The organism is Bradyrhizobium sp. AZCC 2289 (genome assembly GCF_036924615.1).
Classification (GTDB): Bacteria; Pseudomonadota; Alphaproteobacteria; order Rhizobiales; family Xanthobacteraceae; genus Bradyrhizobium.
Genome location: NZ_JAZHRY010000001.1, coordinates 7,937,410 through 7,951,653 on the forward strand (window position 1 = coordinate 7,937,410; position 14,244 = coordinate 7,951,653).

The 14,244-nt window shown below is 63.5% G+C and carries 9 protein-coding genes and 3 pseudogenes; 9 read left to right on the forward strand and 3 right to left on the reverse strand.

Features of this window, described 5'->3' with window-relative positions:
• Positions 1-31: 31 nt before the first annotated feature.
• Entirely contained in the window at positions 32-772 is a 741-nt protein-coding gene (locus V1289_RS37460) for a GntR family transcriptional regulator (RefSeq protein ID WP_334403836.1), read from the forward strand.
• 11 nt (positions 773-783) lie between these two features.
• Here V1289_RS37460 and V1289_RS37465 read toward each other — a convergent pair whose 3' ends face one another.
• The gene (locus V1289_RS37465) at positions 784-1,854 is read right to left on the reverse strand and encodes a glycosyltransferase family 4 protein (RefSeq protein WP_334403838.1); all 1,071 of its coding nucleotides are present in this window, start codon (positions 1,852-1,854) and stop codon (positions 784-786) included.
• 306 nt (positions 1,855-2,160) lie between these two features.
• Here V1289_RS37465 and V1289_RS37470 point away from each other — a divergent pair, with 306 nt between their 5' ends.
• From V1289_RS37470 to V1289_RS37485, 4 genes are all read left to right on the forward strand, one after another.
• Positions 2,161-3,924, forward strand: coding sequence for an ABC transporter ATP-binding protein (locus V1289_RS37470; protein ID WP_334403840.1), 1,764 nt, complete (start codon positions 2,161-2,163; stop codon positions 3,922-3,924).
• 68 nt (positions 3,925-3,992) lie between these two features.
• Positions 3,993-6,194, forward strand: a complete 2,202-nt coding sequence (locus V1289_RS37475; protein ID WP_334403842.1) for an amylo-alpha-1,6-glucosidase — start codon at positions 3,993-3,995, stop codon at positions 6,192-6,194.
• A 45-nt stretch (positions 6,195-6,239) separates the two neighbouring features.
• Positions 6,240-6,725, forward strand: a complete 486-nt coding sequence (locus V1289_RS37480) for a PRC-barrel domain-containing protein (RefSeq protein ID WP_334403844.1) — start codon at positions 6,240-6,242, stop codon at positions 6,723-6,725.
• Entirely contained in the window at positions 6,725-8,071 is a 1,347-nt protein-coding gene (locus V1289_RS37485) for an MFS transporter (RefSeq protein ID WP_334403845.1), read from the forward strand. Before V1289_RS37480 ends, V1289_RS37485 begins: the two co-directional genes overlap by 1 nt.
• On the opposite strand, the pseudogene V1289_RS37490 reads toward V1289_RS37485, so the two are convergent.
• Positions 8,072-8,360 (reverse strand): annotated as a pseudogene (locus V1289_RS37490) (glycosyltransferase); the annotation flags it as partial.
• On the opposite strand from V1289_RS37490, the pseudogene V1289_RS37495 reads away from it, so the two are divergent.
• Both V1289_RS37495 and V1289_RS37500 read left to right on the forward strand, forming a co-directional pair.
• Positions 8,360-8,449: pseudogene (locus tag V1289_RS37495) on the forward strand (3-hydroxybutyrate dehydrogenase); the annotation flags it as partial. The pseudogenes V1289_RS37490 and V1289_RS37495 overlap by 1 nt on opposite strands.
• Before the next feature lie 79 nt (positions 8,450-8,528).
• Positions 8,529-9,692: a patatin-like phospholipase family protein gene (locus V1289_RS37500; protein ID WP_334403847.1), complete on the forward strand. Its 1,164-nt coding sequence runs from the start codon at positions 8,529-8,531 to the stop codon at positions 9,690-9,692.
• 7 nt (positions 9,693-9,699) lie between these two features.
• On the opposite strand, the pseudogene glgA reads toward V1289_RS37500, so the two are convergent.
• Positions 9,700-11,092, reverse strand: a pseudogene (gene glgA / locus V1289_RS37505) (glycogen synthase GlgA).
• Between the two features lie 213 nt (positions 11,093-11,305).
• On the opposite strand from glgA, the gene V1289_RS37510 reads away from it, so the two are divergent.
• Together V1289_RS37510 and V1289_RS37515 are read left to right on the forward strand one after the other, a co-directional pair.
• The gene (locus V1289_RS37510) at positions 11,306-12,511 is read left to right on the forward strand and encodes a CaiB/BaiF CoA transferase family protein (RefSeq protein WP_334403849.1); all 1,206 of its coding nucleotides are present in this window, start codon (positions 11,306-11,308) and stop codon (positions 12,509-12,511) included.
• Between the two features lie 186 nt (positions 12,512-12,697).
• On the forward strand, positions 12,698-14,239 hold the full coding sequence (locus V1289_RS37515) for an ABC transporter substrate-binding protein (protein ID WP_334403850.1): 1,542 nt from the start codon (positions 12,698-12,700) through the stop codon (positions 14,237-14,239).
• The last annotated feature ends 5 nt before the right edge of the window (positions 14,240-14,244 follow it).

Sequence of the window (14,244 nt, forward strand, 5' to 3'; positions counted from 1 at the left end):
GGCGGGGCCTGCCCGCCACACCGGGGAAATTATGGTCGGAAAACCATCCAAACGCGCTATCTCGAGCCCGGCCAAATCCCGGCCGGTTGCGGCATCGCCGGCGCGCGGGCCCGCCGCCATCATGATTGCCAAACGCCTCGAGGAGGACATCGTGCTGGGGCGGCGCCAGCCGAAAGAGCGGCTGATCGAGCAGGATCTTTCCGACCTGTTCCAGACCCATCGCGGTGACGTGCGGCTGGCGCTGTTCGAGCTCGAAAAGAAAGGTCTGGTGGAGCGCATCCCAAATCGCGGCGCGCTGGTTCGTGGCCTGACCCCGCTGGAGGTGAAGGAAATTTACGCGGTACGCGAAGAGCTGGAAGTGATGGCGGTCCGCATCATTCCGTTTCCCGTCGGCAACAAGGATATCGAGCGGCTGGAGCAACTGCAGCGCCAGCATGCCGCCGCCATCGCCGCGGGTGACCTGCTGAGCGTGTTTTACAGCAATCTCAGTTTTCACCAGGCTCTGTTCGGTCTCTGCGGCAATGCCTGCCTGATCGAAACCATCGATCTGCTGGCCCGGAAGGTCTACGGTATCCGCTCTTATGCGAATGCATTTCCGGAATCGCTCGATGGCGCCCGCCGCGACCACCTCGATATGATCAAGGCGCTTCGCGCGTCGCGGCGCAACGATCTGGTGGCGCTGACGAGGCGTCACCTGAAACCCTCGCCGGAAGCCTATATCAAGGCTTACGAGCGCCGCTTCGGCAAAGCCGATCTGGCGCCCGCGCCTTGAACTGAGCCGAACTACTCAGCGCTGCTCACCAGCTTGATCCGCGGCTTGGCGGCTTCCATCAGGCCGCGATAGGCGGCGAGATAATCCAGCGCCATGCGCCGTGCGGTGAAACGCTTCTCGAATTGCCGGCGAATGGCCATCCGGTCGAGGCCGGAGAGCCGGCCGACCGAAGCGACCGCGCTGGTTTCGTCCTCGACCACAAAACCGGTCAATCCGTCGTCGATGATTTCCGGCACCGATCCGCGATTATAGGCAATGACGGGCGTACCGCAGGCCATCGCTTCGATCATGACCAGGCCGAACGGTTCCGGCCAGTCGATCGGCACCAACAGCGCGATCGCGCCGCTCAGGAAGTCGGGTTTTTCGCGATCGCTGATCTCGCCGATATATTCGACCAGTGGATTGCCCGTGATCAGCGGGCAAATCAGCTCGTCGTAATATTCCTGATCGGCGCGGTCGACCTTGGCGGCGATCTTCAGCGGCAGGCCGCAGCGGGTCGCGATCTTGATGGCGCGGTCCACGCCCTTTTCCGGCGCGATGCGGCCGAGCACCGCGAGATAGGACGGCTTCACCGGCTGCGGCGTCAGCAACTTCTCCGGCAGGCCATGATGGATGGTCTGCACCCAATTGGCCTGCGGCACCGGCCGCCGCTGCGCGTTGGAAATCGAAATCACGGGAACTTTTGCGAAGGTCGTGAACACCGGCTGGTGCTCCGGCAGGTCGAGCCTGCCATGCAGTGTGGTCAGGAACGGCGTCGGCTGCCGGAAGAACAGGGAGAACGGATAATAGTCGAGATGAAAGTGCAGGAAATCGAATTCCTCGTCGTCACATTTTTGGCGAACGCGTTCCAGCATCACCATGTGCAGCGCGTTGGGATCGCGCACCGCGCCGTCGAGGCGGAGCGCCTTCGGCCATGTCGCGTCAAGTTTCGCTGACGTCCGCGAATCGCCGCTGGCGAACAGGGTGACGTCGTGTCCCAACGCCACCAGTTCTTCGGTCAGCCAGTGCACGACCCGTTCGGTGCCGCCGTACAGTTTGGGGGGAACAGCCTCCGTCAGCGGGGCAACCTGCGCGATGCGCATCTTTTCGTCTCCTGTGATGATAGATGAACAAAAGCCCCACCCTCCGGTTGGCACCGGCATGCCAATACGGGAACGTTCTCGCGTTTGCGAAGTTCCCTTTGTGCGTTTGACGCTTCTTCCTTCGTCCACACTGTCGTCTTGCTGATGCCATCTCGTGCGAACAAATTCTGGTTGCTGCTGATGCTGCAAAATTGTTGCGCAGTGATGGCCGTGTGCCGCGACACTAAAATCGCCGTTCTTCACGTAATCGTGCGCGGGACCCTGTCGTAAGAATTCCCGTTCACCCTCAACAGGTTTGCAGAACTTATGGACAATCTTTCCGGATATGCGCACCGTCCCTTTCGATTTGTGTTGCGCTATCTGCGCCGCCGTCTCGCATCGCATGCGGTCATCTTGTCCGCCGTCGTTGCGGCGGTTGCTTGCTCGGTAGGCACGCAATACGGCGTCAAGAATCTGGTCGACAGCCTGACTGCGGGACCGTCGCACGCAGGGGGCGTATGGCTGGCATTCGTTTTCCTCATGTCGCTGATCGCGGCCGATAATTTTTTGTGGCGGATCGCGAGCTGGACGGCGAGCTTCACGTTCGTCGGCGTCACCGGAGATTTGCGGCGCGAAATGTTCCGTCATCTGACCGGTCACGCGCCGAGCTACTTCTCCGACCGGCTGCCGGGAATGCTGACCAGCCGTATTACCGCGACCTCGAACGCGATCTTCACGGTCGAAAACATGTTCGTGTGGAACGTGTTGCCGCCATGCATCGCCACGGTCTCGGCGATTGCCCTGATTGGAACCGTAAGCCTGCCGATGTCGGCGGGGCTGATCGTCGTCGCGGGAACCATGGTGCTGGCAATGTTCCGTATGGCGGCCGCCGGCAAGCCGCTGCACGATGATTTTGCCGACAAGGCGGCCGCGGTCGACGGCGAAATGGTCGATGTCATCAACAATATGCCGCTGGTGCGGGCGTTCTGCGGGCTCAGCTACGAGCACGACCGGTTCGACGCGACCGTGAACCGGGAACTCGACGCCCGCGGGCGCAGCCTGCGCTATCTCGAAAAGCTGCGGCTGACCCATGCCGCCGTCACCGTCGTCCTGACCATTGCGCTGCTGGCCTGGGCCGTCACGCTGTGGGAGCGCGGCGCGGCCACGACCGGCGATGTGGTGCTGGTCTGCACGCTCGGACTTTCGATCCTGAGCGCGACCCGCGACCTTGCGGTAGCCCTTGTCGACGTCACCCAGCACGTCGCTCGCCTGACCGAGGCGATCGCCACCTTGTTGCTGCCGCACGAACTGCGCGACCATCCGGAAGCCGAGCCGCTGGTCAAGAGCGGTGCCGCCATTGCCTTCAATAACGTCACGTTCCGCTATCCCGGCGGGGTTCAGGTGTTCGAAAAATTCAGCCTGCGCATCCAGCCCGGGCAAAGGGTCGGATTGGTGGGCCAGTCCGGCGGCGGCAAATCCAGCCTGTTCACGCTGCTGCAGCGCTTCTACGACGTCCACCACGGCAGCATCACGATCGACGGCCAGGACATCGCAAAGGTCACGCAGCAAAGCCTGCGCGAAGCGATCTCGGTGGTGCCGCAGGATATCTCGCTGTTCCACCGCTCGATCATGGAAAATATCCGCTACGGCCGGCCGAACGCGACTGACAACGAGGTGCTGCGCGCGGCGATCGCGGCGCGCTGCGATTTCATCGAAACCTTGCCCGAGGGCATGGCGACCATCGTCGGCGATCGTGGTATCAAGGTGTCGGGCGGGCAGCGCCAGCGTATCGCCATTGCCCGCGCCTTCCTGAAGGACGCGCCGATTCTGCTGCTCGATGAGGCTACCGCAGCGCTCGACAGCGAATCGGAAGAGGCGATCCGCGAGTCGCTGTCCCGCCTGATGCGCGGACGAACCGTCGTCGCGATCGCCCATCGTCTGGCGACGCTGCGCAATTTCGATCGCGTGGTGATGCTGCAGGGCGGCCGCATCATCGAGGACGGGCCGCCGGATATTCTGTTGCAGGGAAAGGGCCCCTACCGCGAATTGGTCGCGCGCGAAATGGGCCGCCTCGCAACCCATGCGGCCTGATGCCGCGGCAGTAGTGTTTTGCGTCCCGGTGCTTCCATTGCAAGGCGAGAAAACTGCTCGAGGTCCAAATGGCAGCCGAAGTCATCACGCAATTCATGACCACCCGTTCCGTCGAGCAGGTATCCGAATCCCCGTTCTACATCCCGATGACGGGGCCCGCGGCGAGGCCGCGGTGCTCGCTCAAGCATGACGACACCTTTATCGTGCTCGACAGCCACGGCGATATCGGTGCTTCCGCCGGCGGGCCCGACGGGCTGTTCAATGCCGACACCCGTTACCTCGCCCGGCTTGAAATGGTGCTGGATGAAGTCCAGCCGTTGCTGCTCGGCTCCAACCTGCGCGACGACAATTCGGCGCTGAGTATCGACCTCACCAATTCCGACGTGTACCGCAACGGCCGGCTGGTGTTGCAGAAGGATACGCTGCACATCGTGCGCACGATCTTCCTGTGGCGCGGCACCGCCTATCAGCGGATCGGTCTGCAAAATCACGGCGACCGGCCGGCGAGTTTCGACCTGACATTGTTGTTCGACAATGACTTTGCCGACTTGTTCGAGGTCCGCGGCGAACGCCGCCCGCGCCGCGGCATCGGCTCGAGCAAGCTGCTGGGTCCGACCGATGTCGTGCTGGAATATAGCGGGCTGGACGCCCAGTCGCGGATCACCGCGCTGCATTTTGAGCCGCGGCCGACGCGGCTTTCGGTCAATGCCGCGACCTATCATTTCGATCTGGCGCCGCAACAGGCCACGTCGCTTTTCATCGCCGTGTCCTGCAACAGGTCGATCATGCAAAAGCCGGTGCCGTTCTTCCGCGGCCTGCTGGCGCACCGCCGCGAGATGCGATGCTTGACTGCAGGTGCGGCCAGCATCGAGACCTCGAACAGCATCTTCAACGAGGTGCTGTGCCAGGCGATGGCCGACCTCAACATGCTGATGACGGAAACCCCGCAGGGCCGCTATCCCTATGCCGGCATTCCCTGGTACTCCACGACGTTCGGCCGCGACGGCCTGATCACGGCGCTGCAGATGCTGTGGGTCGATCCGCGTATCGCCAAGGGCGTGCTCAAGCGGCTAGCCTTCTTCCAGGCCAAGGCCACGGATCCGCTTAACGACGCCGAGCCCGGAAAGATTCTGCACGAGATGCGCGGCGGCGAGATGGCGGCGCTGCGCGAGGTGCCGTTCGCGCAATATTACGGCAGCGTCGATTCGACGCCGCTATTCGTGCTGCTGGCCGGGCTCTATGTCGAACGCACCGGCGACGAGGAAACGCTGGCCGAATTGTGGCCTGCGATCGAGGCAGCGTTGCGGTGGATCGACGGTCCCGGCGATCCCGACCAGGACGGTTTTGTTGAATATCAACGCGCCACCGAGCAGGGGCTGGCCAATCAGGGCTGGAAGGATTCCTTCGACGCGATATTTCACGCCAATGGGCAACTGGCGGAAGGCTACATCGCGCTGGCGGAAGTGCAGGGCTATGTGTTCGCCGGCAAGCGGCTGGCGGCGCGATGCGCTCGCCGCCTCGGCATGACCGACATTTCTGCCAGGCTGGAATCGGAAGCCTTGCTTCTCGCCGAGCGTTTCGAGGAGGCGTTCTGGTGCGAGGGGCTCGGCACCTACGCGCTGGCGCTCGATGGCACGAAGCAGTCGTGCAGGGTGCGGACCTCCAACGCCGGGCAGCTCCTGTTCACCGGCGTGGTGCGGAAAGACCGCGCCCGCCTGGTCGCCGCCGATCTGATGAGCCAGAAATTCTTTTCGGGATGGGGCATCCGCACGGTTGCGCTTGGCGAAGCGCGCTACAATCCGATGTCCTATCACGACGGATCGATCTGGCCGCACGACAATGCGCTGATCGCGCTCGGCTTCGCGCGCTACGGCCTGAAGCATTCGGTGGCGCAGCTGTTCAAAGGCCTGTTCGACGCCGCGAGCTACATGGACCTTCGGCGGCTGCCCGAACTGTTCTGCGGGTTCCGGCGCGAGCGGCGGCGCGGGCCGGTGCTCTATCCGGTCGCCTGCGCGCCGCAGGCCTGGGCCAGCGCCACGCCCTTCAGCCTGCTGGAGGCCGCCCTCGGTCTCGAATTCGACGCCGCGCGCGGCGAGATCCGCCTGCGCAATCCGCGTCTGCCCGAATTCCTCAATGAGGTAGTGTTGCGCGACCTGCAGCTTGGGCCGTCGAGCGTCGATTTGCGGGTCCGCCGCCACGGCGAGGACGTCTCGCTCGAGGTGTTGCGCACGCGCGGCCAGATTCAGGTGTCGATCGTGCTGACGCAATAGGTGTTTGTGCGCGCGATAGTGCTTCCGGCGTCAAGGGAGAGCCACATGCGGGCAAGGATATTGATGGTGTTGGTCGCGGGGGCTCTTGCGGTATTCGCCGCCGCCCGGGCGGCGGATGATTCCGGCTCACCACCGGCGAGCAAAGCCGCGCCACAGGGGGCTGCGAAAGAACCTGCGCCGCCGCCATCGGTCACGGTGATCGGCGCCCGCGATGCACACGGCATCCTCGGCCGCGAGGTCCGCAGCGCCGCCAACGAGGACATGGGGCGCATCGTCGACGTAATCGTGGATCGCGAAGGCACGGTACGCGCCGCCGTGATCGATTTCGGCGGCTTCCTCGGCGTCGGCAGCCGAAAAATCGTCGTCGACTGGAACGCGCTTCACTTCGGTAGCGTTGCCAACAAGAGCGACAGCATCACACTCGAGTTGACCAAGGAGCAGGTAACGGCGGCTCCGGAATATAAGGAAGACACGCCACTTATTGTGCTTGGCGCGGCGGGTAGTCTGCACCCCTGGGAATTTGATCACTGATGGAGAATGATCTGGTCGCGCATCCGTCCCCCTCGCTGGATCGGATAGACGACGATCGTCGCAAGCGATCGGCCGGCCGCGATAAGTTTGTGCCGCTTCCTCCGGAGCCGCCGCTCGCCCCCCGGCCGCAGCCATCGCGCGAAAGCCAGCACGGGCTTGACTGGTTCATCTTCTTTCTGGCGGACGTGCAGACCGGTTTCGGCCCCTTCGTTGCGGTCTATCTGACCACGCAGAAATGGACCCAGGTCGAGATCGGCTTTGTGCTGTCGATCGGCGGCATCATCGGCCTGATCGGGCAGATGCCGGGCGGAGCGATCGTCGATGCCGCGCGTTCCGAACGGCTGATGGCAGGCCTTGCGGTCGCCACCATCGGCACCAGCGCGCTGGCCTACGCGGTGTGGCCGATCTTTCCCGTGGTGGCGGCGGCCGCGACGCTGCATGCACTCGCGAGCTGCGTGCTCGGTCCCGCGATAGCCGCGATCAGCCTTGGCCTGGTCGGACCGCTCGCGATCGGCGAACGGCTCGGGCGAAATGCCCGCTTTGCGTCGCTGGGCAACGGCTCGGCGGCGGCGCTGATGGGGGCGTGCGGCTATCTGCTGTCGAGCCGATCGGTATTCCTCGTCACCTTCATCCTTGCGATACCGACGCTGCTGGCGCTGGGGCGGATCCGCGAGCGGGAGATCGACGTCGCGCAATGCCATGGCGAGGTCGTGCGCGACAAGCCTGACGCCGAGGCGACCAGCGTGTTCCATCTCGTGCGTCAGCGCCCGCTATTGATCTTTGCCGCCAGCATGCTGCTTTTCCAGCTCGCCAACGCCGCGATGCTGCCGCTGATGGCGGGCGTGGTCACGTCGAGATCGAGCCAGTGGGCGCCGGTTTTGATCGCGGCCTGCATCATCGTGCCGCAGGCGATCGTGGCGCTGACCTCGCCATCGGTCGGACGCAAGGCGCAGGCGTGGGGCAGGCGGCCGCTGCTGCTGCTGGCGTTCGCGGCGCTGGCGATCCGCGGTTTGCTGTTTGCGATCGTGAAGGACCCTTATTTGCTGGTCGCCGTGCAGGTGTTCGACGGCATCACCGCCGCGGTGTTCAGCGTCATGGTGCCGCTGATCGTGGCCGACATTGCCTTCGGCAGCGGTCACTTCAACCTTGCGCAGGGCATCGTCGGCACCGCGATCGGCATCGGGGCATCGTTCAGCACCGTGCTCGCCGGCTACGTTAGCGACAAGCTCGGCAGCAACACGGCTTTCATCGGCCTTGCGGCCGTCGCCGCACTGGGTCTTGCGATGATCTGGCTCATCATGCCGGAAACGCGGCCGACGAAAGAAGAGGTGTTCAAGCCCGCCTAGCTAGGCGCCGACGGTCTTCCGATACAGCGCGCTGTGATAGGCCGCCGAAAGGTCCCAACCGCGCCATCGCGCTGCGGCGCATGGAGTCGAGGCGGTCCTTTGCCATGAACGTCTCGAAGGCGCGGCGGATGCCGCCGAGGAAGGATTCGGCCGACGGTTGCGCGAACAGAAATCCGGTTTCGCTGTCCTTGATGGTCTCGGCCAACCCGTCGGTCTGGTGACCGATCGGCAGCGATCCGAACCGCTGCGCATACATCTGGCTCAACCCGCACGGCTCGAACCGCGACGGGCGCGCTCACGGTGTTTCTTGCCAGCGACGCGGCGGCGTCGATCACCGGCATCGCGCTGCCGGTCGATGGCGGCTGGACCGCACACTGAAATGTGAACGGCTGAGGTAACAAGACGGGATCGCGCGCGAACCTCTGGGAGCGTGCGAGATATCCAAGGGGAGCGTGACATGAATGACGTTCAGGACAACTGCACTTCGCCGAATGTGAGCCCGCTGGGCAGGTCCGAACCGGGTCAGGTCGTGCTGGTGCTGCAGGGCGGCGGCGCGCTCGGCTCCTACCAGGCCGGCGTCTATCAGGCGCTGCATGAGGCCGGCATCGAGCCGGACTGGATCATCGGCACCTCGATCGGCGCCATCAATGCCAGCCTGATCGCAGGCAATTCGCCGCAAAACCGGCTGCCGCGGTTGCGGGAATTCTGGAAGAAGATGGAGCAGAATCCGATCTGGAATTTTCGCGACATATTTCCCGGTTTCAACGAAAAGCTGTCCTACTGGTCGACGGTGACCAACGGCATTCCCGGCTTCTTCAGGCCGAACCCGCTGGCGCATGCCGGCGACAGCTATCCGCTCGGCGCCGACCAGGCCGGCTATTATTCGACCTCGCCGCTGGAGCGGACGCTGGCCGAGCTGGTCGATTTCGATCTGGTCAACCGCTGCACGCCGCGCCTGACTGTCGGCGCCGCCCACGTCCGCACCAGCCAGATGCGGTATTTCGACAGCCGCGACGGCGAACTGGGTGTCAAGCACATCATGGCGTCGGGCGCGCTGCCGCCGGCATTTCCCGCCGTGCGCATCGATGGAGAGTTGTATTGGGACGGCGGCATCCTGTCGAACACGCCGACCGAAGCCGTGTTCGACGACAACCCGCGCAAGAATTCGCTGATCTTCGCCGTGCATTTGTGGAATCCGTCCGGCGCGGAGCCGACCACGATGGCGGAAGTGCTGAACCGGCACAAGGACGTGCAGTATTCGAGCCGGATCGCCAGCCAAATCGCGCGTCAGGAGCAGGCGCATCGCCTGCGCCACGTCATCAACCAGCTCTCCGGACGGCTACCGGAGGCCGAACGCCAAAGCGAAGCGGTGCGGGAACTGGCGAGCTACGGCTGCCCGACGCGGATGCACGTGGTGCGGCTACTGGCCCCGCAGCTCGATCGCGAGAACCACACCAAGGACGTCGACTTCAGCCCGTCCGGCATCACGCAGCGCTGGGACGCCGGCTATCGCCATACCAGAGCCGTGCTCGAGCGCAGGCCGTGGGTCGGCGAATTCGATCCGCTCGCGGGCGTCATTCTTCACGAGCAGATGGAGACCATGCCGGAGGCGGCGGAGTGAGCGGGGCTCAAGCGGTGCCCAACGTCTTGCGATACAGCGCGCTGTAATAGGCGGCCGAAAGATCCCAGCTGAACGACCGCGCCATCGCGCTGCGGCGCATGGAGTCGAGGCGATCCTTTGCCATGAACGTCTCGAACGCACGGCGGATGCCGCCGAGGAAGGATTCGGCCGACGGTTGCGCGAACAAAAATCGCGGTTTCGCCGTCCTTGATGGTCTCGGCCAACCCGCCGGTCTGGTGACCGATCGGCAGCGATCCGAACCGCTGCGCATACATCTGGCTCAACCCGCACGGCTCGAACCGCGACGGCATCAGCGTGAAATCGCTGCCCGCGAAAATCCGCCGCGCCTGGCCGTCGTTGAAACCGATCGTGACCCCGATCGCATCCGGCCTGCGGCGATGCGCATCGACCAGCGCCTGCTCGATCTCGGGCTCGCCGCTTCCGGTGACGATAATCTGTCCGCCGGCCTCGATGATCTCGTCGGCGGACTGCAATACGAGATCGACGCCCTTCTGATGAACCAGACGCGCGACGAGGCCGAAGATCGGACCGCGGGATACCGCCAGTCCAAACTGCTTGCGGACGTAATCCGCGTTGGCCTGTTTGCCGTTCCAGTCGCCGGCGCCAAACGGCTGCGCCAGTTGCGCGCAGAACCTGGGATCCCAGCTTTCGTCGATGCCGTTCAATATCCCCGTCAGCTGGTCGGCATCGGAGCGGACGCGGAGGAGGCCTTCGAGCCCGCAGCCGAGTTCCTGCGTCGTGATCTCCCTGGCATAGGTCGCACTGACGGTAGTCAAGTGCGAGGCATAGACGAGGCCACCTTTGAGAAACGACAATTTGTCGTAAAACTCGACGCCATTGATATGGAAGGAACTCTCTGGCGCACCGATCCGCCGCAGCGACTCCTTGGGGAATATCCCCTGATAGGCCAGATTGTGGATGGTCAGAATGGACGGGATCCGCGCGCCCTTCCATGTGAGGTAGGCCGGCGTGAGTGCGGCCTGCCAGTCATTGGCGTGGACCAGGTCCGCTGCCCAATTCTTGTCCAAAGTGCCCGCGGCGAGTTCGGCTGCGGCGGACGCTAGTCTTCCGAAGCGGATATCGTTATCGGGCCAGTCGCGGCCCGTTTCATCGCCGTAGGGGTTGCCCGGACGGTCGTACAATTGGGGGCACAGCAGGACGTAAACCGGCAGCCCATCCCGGGTCGATGCCCGCCCGAGCGAGCAGGCCGGCATTTCCGCCAAAGGCGCGCATTGCCCAACGATTTCAATATGGGTGAACTGTTCGACGACGTCCCGATAGCCGGGCAGCATGATCCTGATATCGCCCCAGGGCCGCAGTGCCCGGGGCAGGGCCGCGGAAACGGCGGCAAGACCGCCTACGCGGACGAAATCGTCCATCTCCGTGGTGACAAACAGGACCTTCAAAAAACGCCCTCGTTCCAACCCTGACAAGGGTTATGCAAGAATGGGTCCAATTTTCTTTTGACTCACATCTGAGCGTCGGGCAGGCCTTTCAAGAGGGGAACGCTTCCCTGTCGGGTCGGCGCAACCTAGGGTCACGCCGCACCGGAAAACGAAAGAAAAAAGACGCGCGGTCGAGGGAGCCTTGGAATGACGATAGCCGGGAACGATGAGTGTAATTTGACAAAGAGCTTCGCAGGCCTGCGCGTCCTCGACTTTTCGACCACGATTGCCGGACCTCATTGCACGCGGATGCTCGCCGACATGGGCGCGGAGGTCATCAAGATCGAAACCGCCGAAGGCGAGACGATGCGAACCCGCCCGCCGCTGCGCGACAGCTGCAGCACCACGTTCGGCCAGCTCAATGTCGGCAAGAAGAGCGTGGTGCTCGATCTGAAATCGCCCAGGGGGATTGAGGTCGTGCGCCGGCTGGTTGCGGGCGCGGACGTGCTGGTCGAGAATTTTCGGCCGGGCGTGATGCGGCGATTGAAGCTCGATTATGCATCGCTCGGGGAGTTCAATCCGAAACTGATCTACTGCTCGATCTCCGGATACGGCCAGACCGGGCCGTCGGCGGAACTGCCGGCCTATGCGCCCGTGATTCACGCCGCCTCGGGCTATGAAATGGCCCATCTGGCCTACCAGCCCGGACGCAGCCGGCCGGACTATTGCGGCATCTATCACGCCGACGTCCTCACCGGCGTCTATGCCTTCGGCGCCATTTCGGCGGCGTTGTACCAGCGCGCCGGGAGCGGGAAGGGCCAGCACATCGACGTGTCGATGCTGGAATCGATGCTCAGCCTGACCTTGAACGAACTGCAATGGTCGCAATTCGAAGTGAAGGCGACGCAGCGGCCGATGTTCGGCCCGATCGAAACGTCGGACGGATATGTGATGGTCGCCATCGCCAGCGAAAAAACCTTCCAGAGCCTGATGCAGGTGATCGGTCATCCGGAATGGGTGTCCGATCCGCGCTTTGCGAAATATGCCGATCGCCGCGAACACTGGGGAAGCCTGATGGACGGCGTGGAGGTATGGTCGCGCGCGGTGACGACCGAAAAATGCCTCGTCGCGCTCAACGATCACGGCGTTCCCTCCTCGGCCTATCGCACGGTAAGCGAGGCCTTGCGCGATCCGCAGATCGCCCATCGCGGTGCGTTGGCCGAGGTCGAGGACGGCGGAGGGACTTTCAAGGTCCTCAATTTGCCGTTCCGCATGTCGGGCGCCACGGTATCGGCGGCCAGGCGGATGTCGACGCTCGGCGAACATACGGTGGCCTTCCTCAAGGAGACCGGCCTGTCCGAGGACGAAATCGCGGGCTTCGCGGGCAAGCCGTCGATGGCGGCACGCGGCTAAGCCAGGAAACGCGACAACACAACAGGTAGAACTTTCGTTGCGATTCAATCGGAACGAAGGCTCGCCCCTGCGGCCTTTCGTACGCGACCCGCCAACGGCCTTGCCGCAGACTGCGATTCCAGCCAATCTGCCGCCGTCATCCAACGATCCGGAATACCGGACGGATGCATTCTGGAGGGAGCACGAATGAAGGCGGCGATCGGTTCGAACGCGCTTGCGGGATTATTTCTTGTGGCGGGATTTGGCGTCGCGCTGTGCGCAGGGCCGGCCAGTGCCCAGAAGCAGGGCGGCAGCATCACGGTCGGCCTCGAACTCGACATCCCCGGCTTCGATCCGTTGAAGGTCGGCGTCTACGATACCTCGGCGGAAACCGCGGCCGCCGCCATTTTCGATACGCTGGTCGGGCTCGACGACAAGGGCCAGCCGGTGCCGAAGCTCGCGCTCTCCTGGACCCATTCGGACGATTACAAGACCTGGACTTTCAAACTCCGTCAGGGCGTCAAGTTTCATGACGGCACGCCGTTCAACGCCGAAGCGGCGAAAGCCAATTTCGACCGCCAGAAGGATCCCGCCAACAAGTGCCGCTGCGCCTTCTACATCGCCGGCATTCACGACGTGCAGGCACCCGACGAATCCACGCTGGTCTACAATCTGACCGATCCAGCGGTGAACTTTCCGGCGATCCTGACCATCCAAAGCTCCAACAACGTCATCCATTCGCCGACGGCATGGAAGACCAAGGGCGACGACTACAATCGCAACCCCGTGGGTACCGGTCCCTACATTCTGAAATCCTGGACCGCCGGCGACCGCATGGTTCTGGAAAAGAATCCGGACTACTGGAACAAGGGCCATCCCTATCTCGACCGGATCGTGCTGAAGCCGCTGCCGGACGCGCAGTCGCGCTTCGCGAGCCTGCAATCGGGCGAGGCGGATATCGTCTGGGACGATGAATACGACGCCGACAACATCCAGAAGGCGCAAAAAGACTCGAAGATGACGGTGCATACCTATGCCGGCTCCGGCGCCCAGGTTTATGCCTTCAACACCAAGACCCCGCCGTTCGACGATGTCGGCGTGCGCCAGGCGCTGGTGATGGCAATCGATCGCAAGAAGATGTCGCAGGCGATCACCAACGGGCTCGCGAGACCCGCCAGCAATCCCTACGGCGACGGTTCGTGGGTGAAGTGCAAGGATGACGGCGCGCTGCCCTACGATGTCGAAAAGGCCAAGGCGCTGATCAAGGATTACGGCAAGCCGGTCGAGTTCAAGATGATCGTGACCGCGACCCCTCGCGGGCGCACCATCGGCCAGGTCCTGCAGCAGTTCTGGAAGCAGGCCGGCGCCAGTATGGAAATCGAACAGATCGACCAGGCCACCGTCGTGCCGCGCGCCTTCATGCGCCAGTTCCAGCTGACGCCGTGGCGGATCGTCGACCTCGCCGATCCCGATCCGCAGATGTATGCGAACTTCCACACCGGCAGCCCGGTCGCGCTGGCCAATTATTCCAATCCCGAACTCGACCAGTTGCTGGAGCATGCCCGGACCACGGCGGAGATCGACAAGCGCACTGAGGACTATTGCGCGATCAGCCGGCTCGTCAACAAGCAGGCGATCTGGTTCTGGTCGTTCCAGAACACCTATTACGCGATCTCGACGTCCAAGCTGAAGGGCCTGCCCAAGATCTATCACGGGGTGATCGACGTATCCGACACCTGGCTGGAATAACCGTC

What these genes read in the sequence shown, in the direction of transcription:
- V1289_RS37460 (WP_334403836.1), top strand. Translation starts at nt 32, where the DNA reads ATGGTCGGAAAACCATCCAAACGCGCTATCTCGAGCCCGGCCAAATCC.
- V1289_RS37465 (WP_334403838.1), bottom strand. Translation starts at nt 1,854, where the DNA reads ATGCGCATCGCGCAGGTTGCCCCGCTGACGGAGGCTGTTCCCCCCAAA.
- V1289_RS37470 (WP_334403840.1), top strand. Translation starts at nt 2,161, where the DNA reads ATGGACAATCTTTCCGGATATGCGCACCGTCCCTTTCGATTTGTGTTG.
- V1289_RS37475 (WP_334403842.1), top strand. Translation starts at nt 3,993, where the DNA reads ATGGCAGCCGAAGTCATCACGCAATTCATGACCACCCGTTCCGTCGAG.
- V1289_RS37480 (WP_334403844.1), top strand. Translation starts at nt 6,240, where the DNA reads ATGCGGGCAAGGATATTGATGGTGTTGGTCGCGGGGGCTCTTGCGGTA.
- V1289_RS37485 (WP_334403845.1), top strand. Translation starts at nt 6,725, where the DNA reads ATGGAGAATGATCTGGTCGCGCATCCGTCCCCCTCGCTGGATCGGATA.
- V1289_RS37500 (WP_334403847.1), top strand. Translation starts at nt 8,529, where the DNA reads ATGAATGACGTTCAGGACAACTGCACTTCGCCGAATGTGAGCCCGCTG.
- V1289_RS37510 (WP_334403849.1), top strand. Translation starts at nt 11,306, where the DNA reads ATGACGATAGCCGGGAACGATGAGTGTAATTTGACAAAGAGCTTCGCA.
- V1289_RS37515 (WP_334403850.1), top strand. Translation starts at nt 12,698, where the DNA reads ATGAAGGCGGCGATCGGTTCGAACGCGCTTGCGGGATTATTTCTTGTG.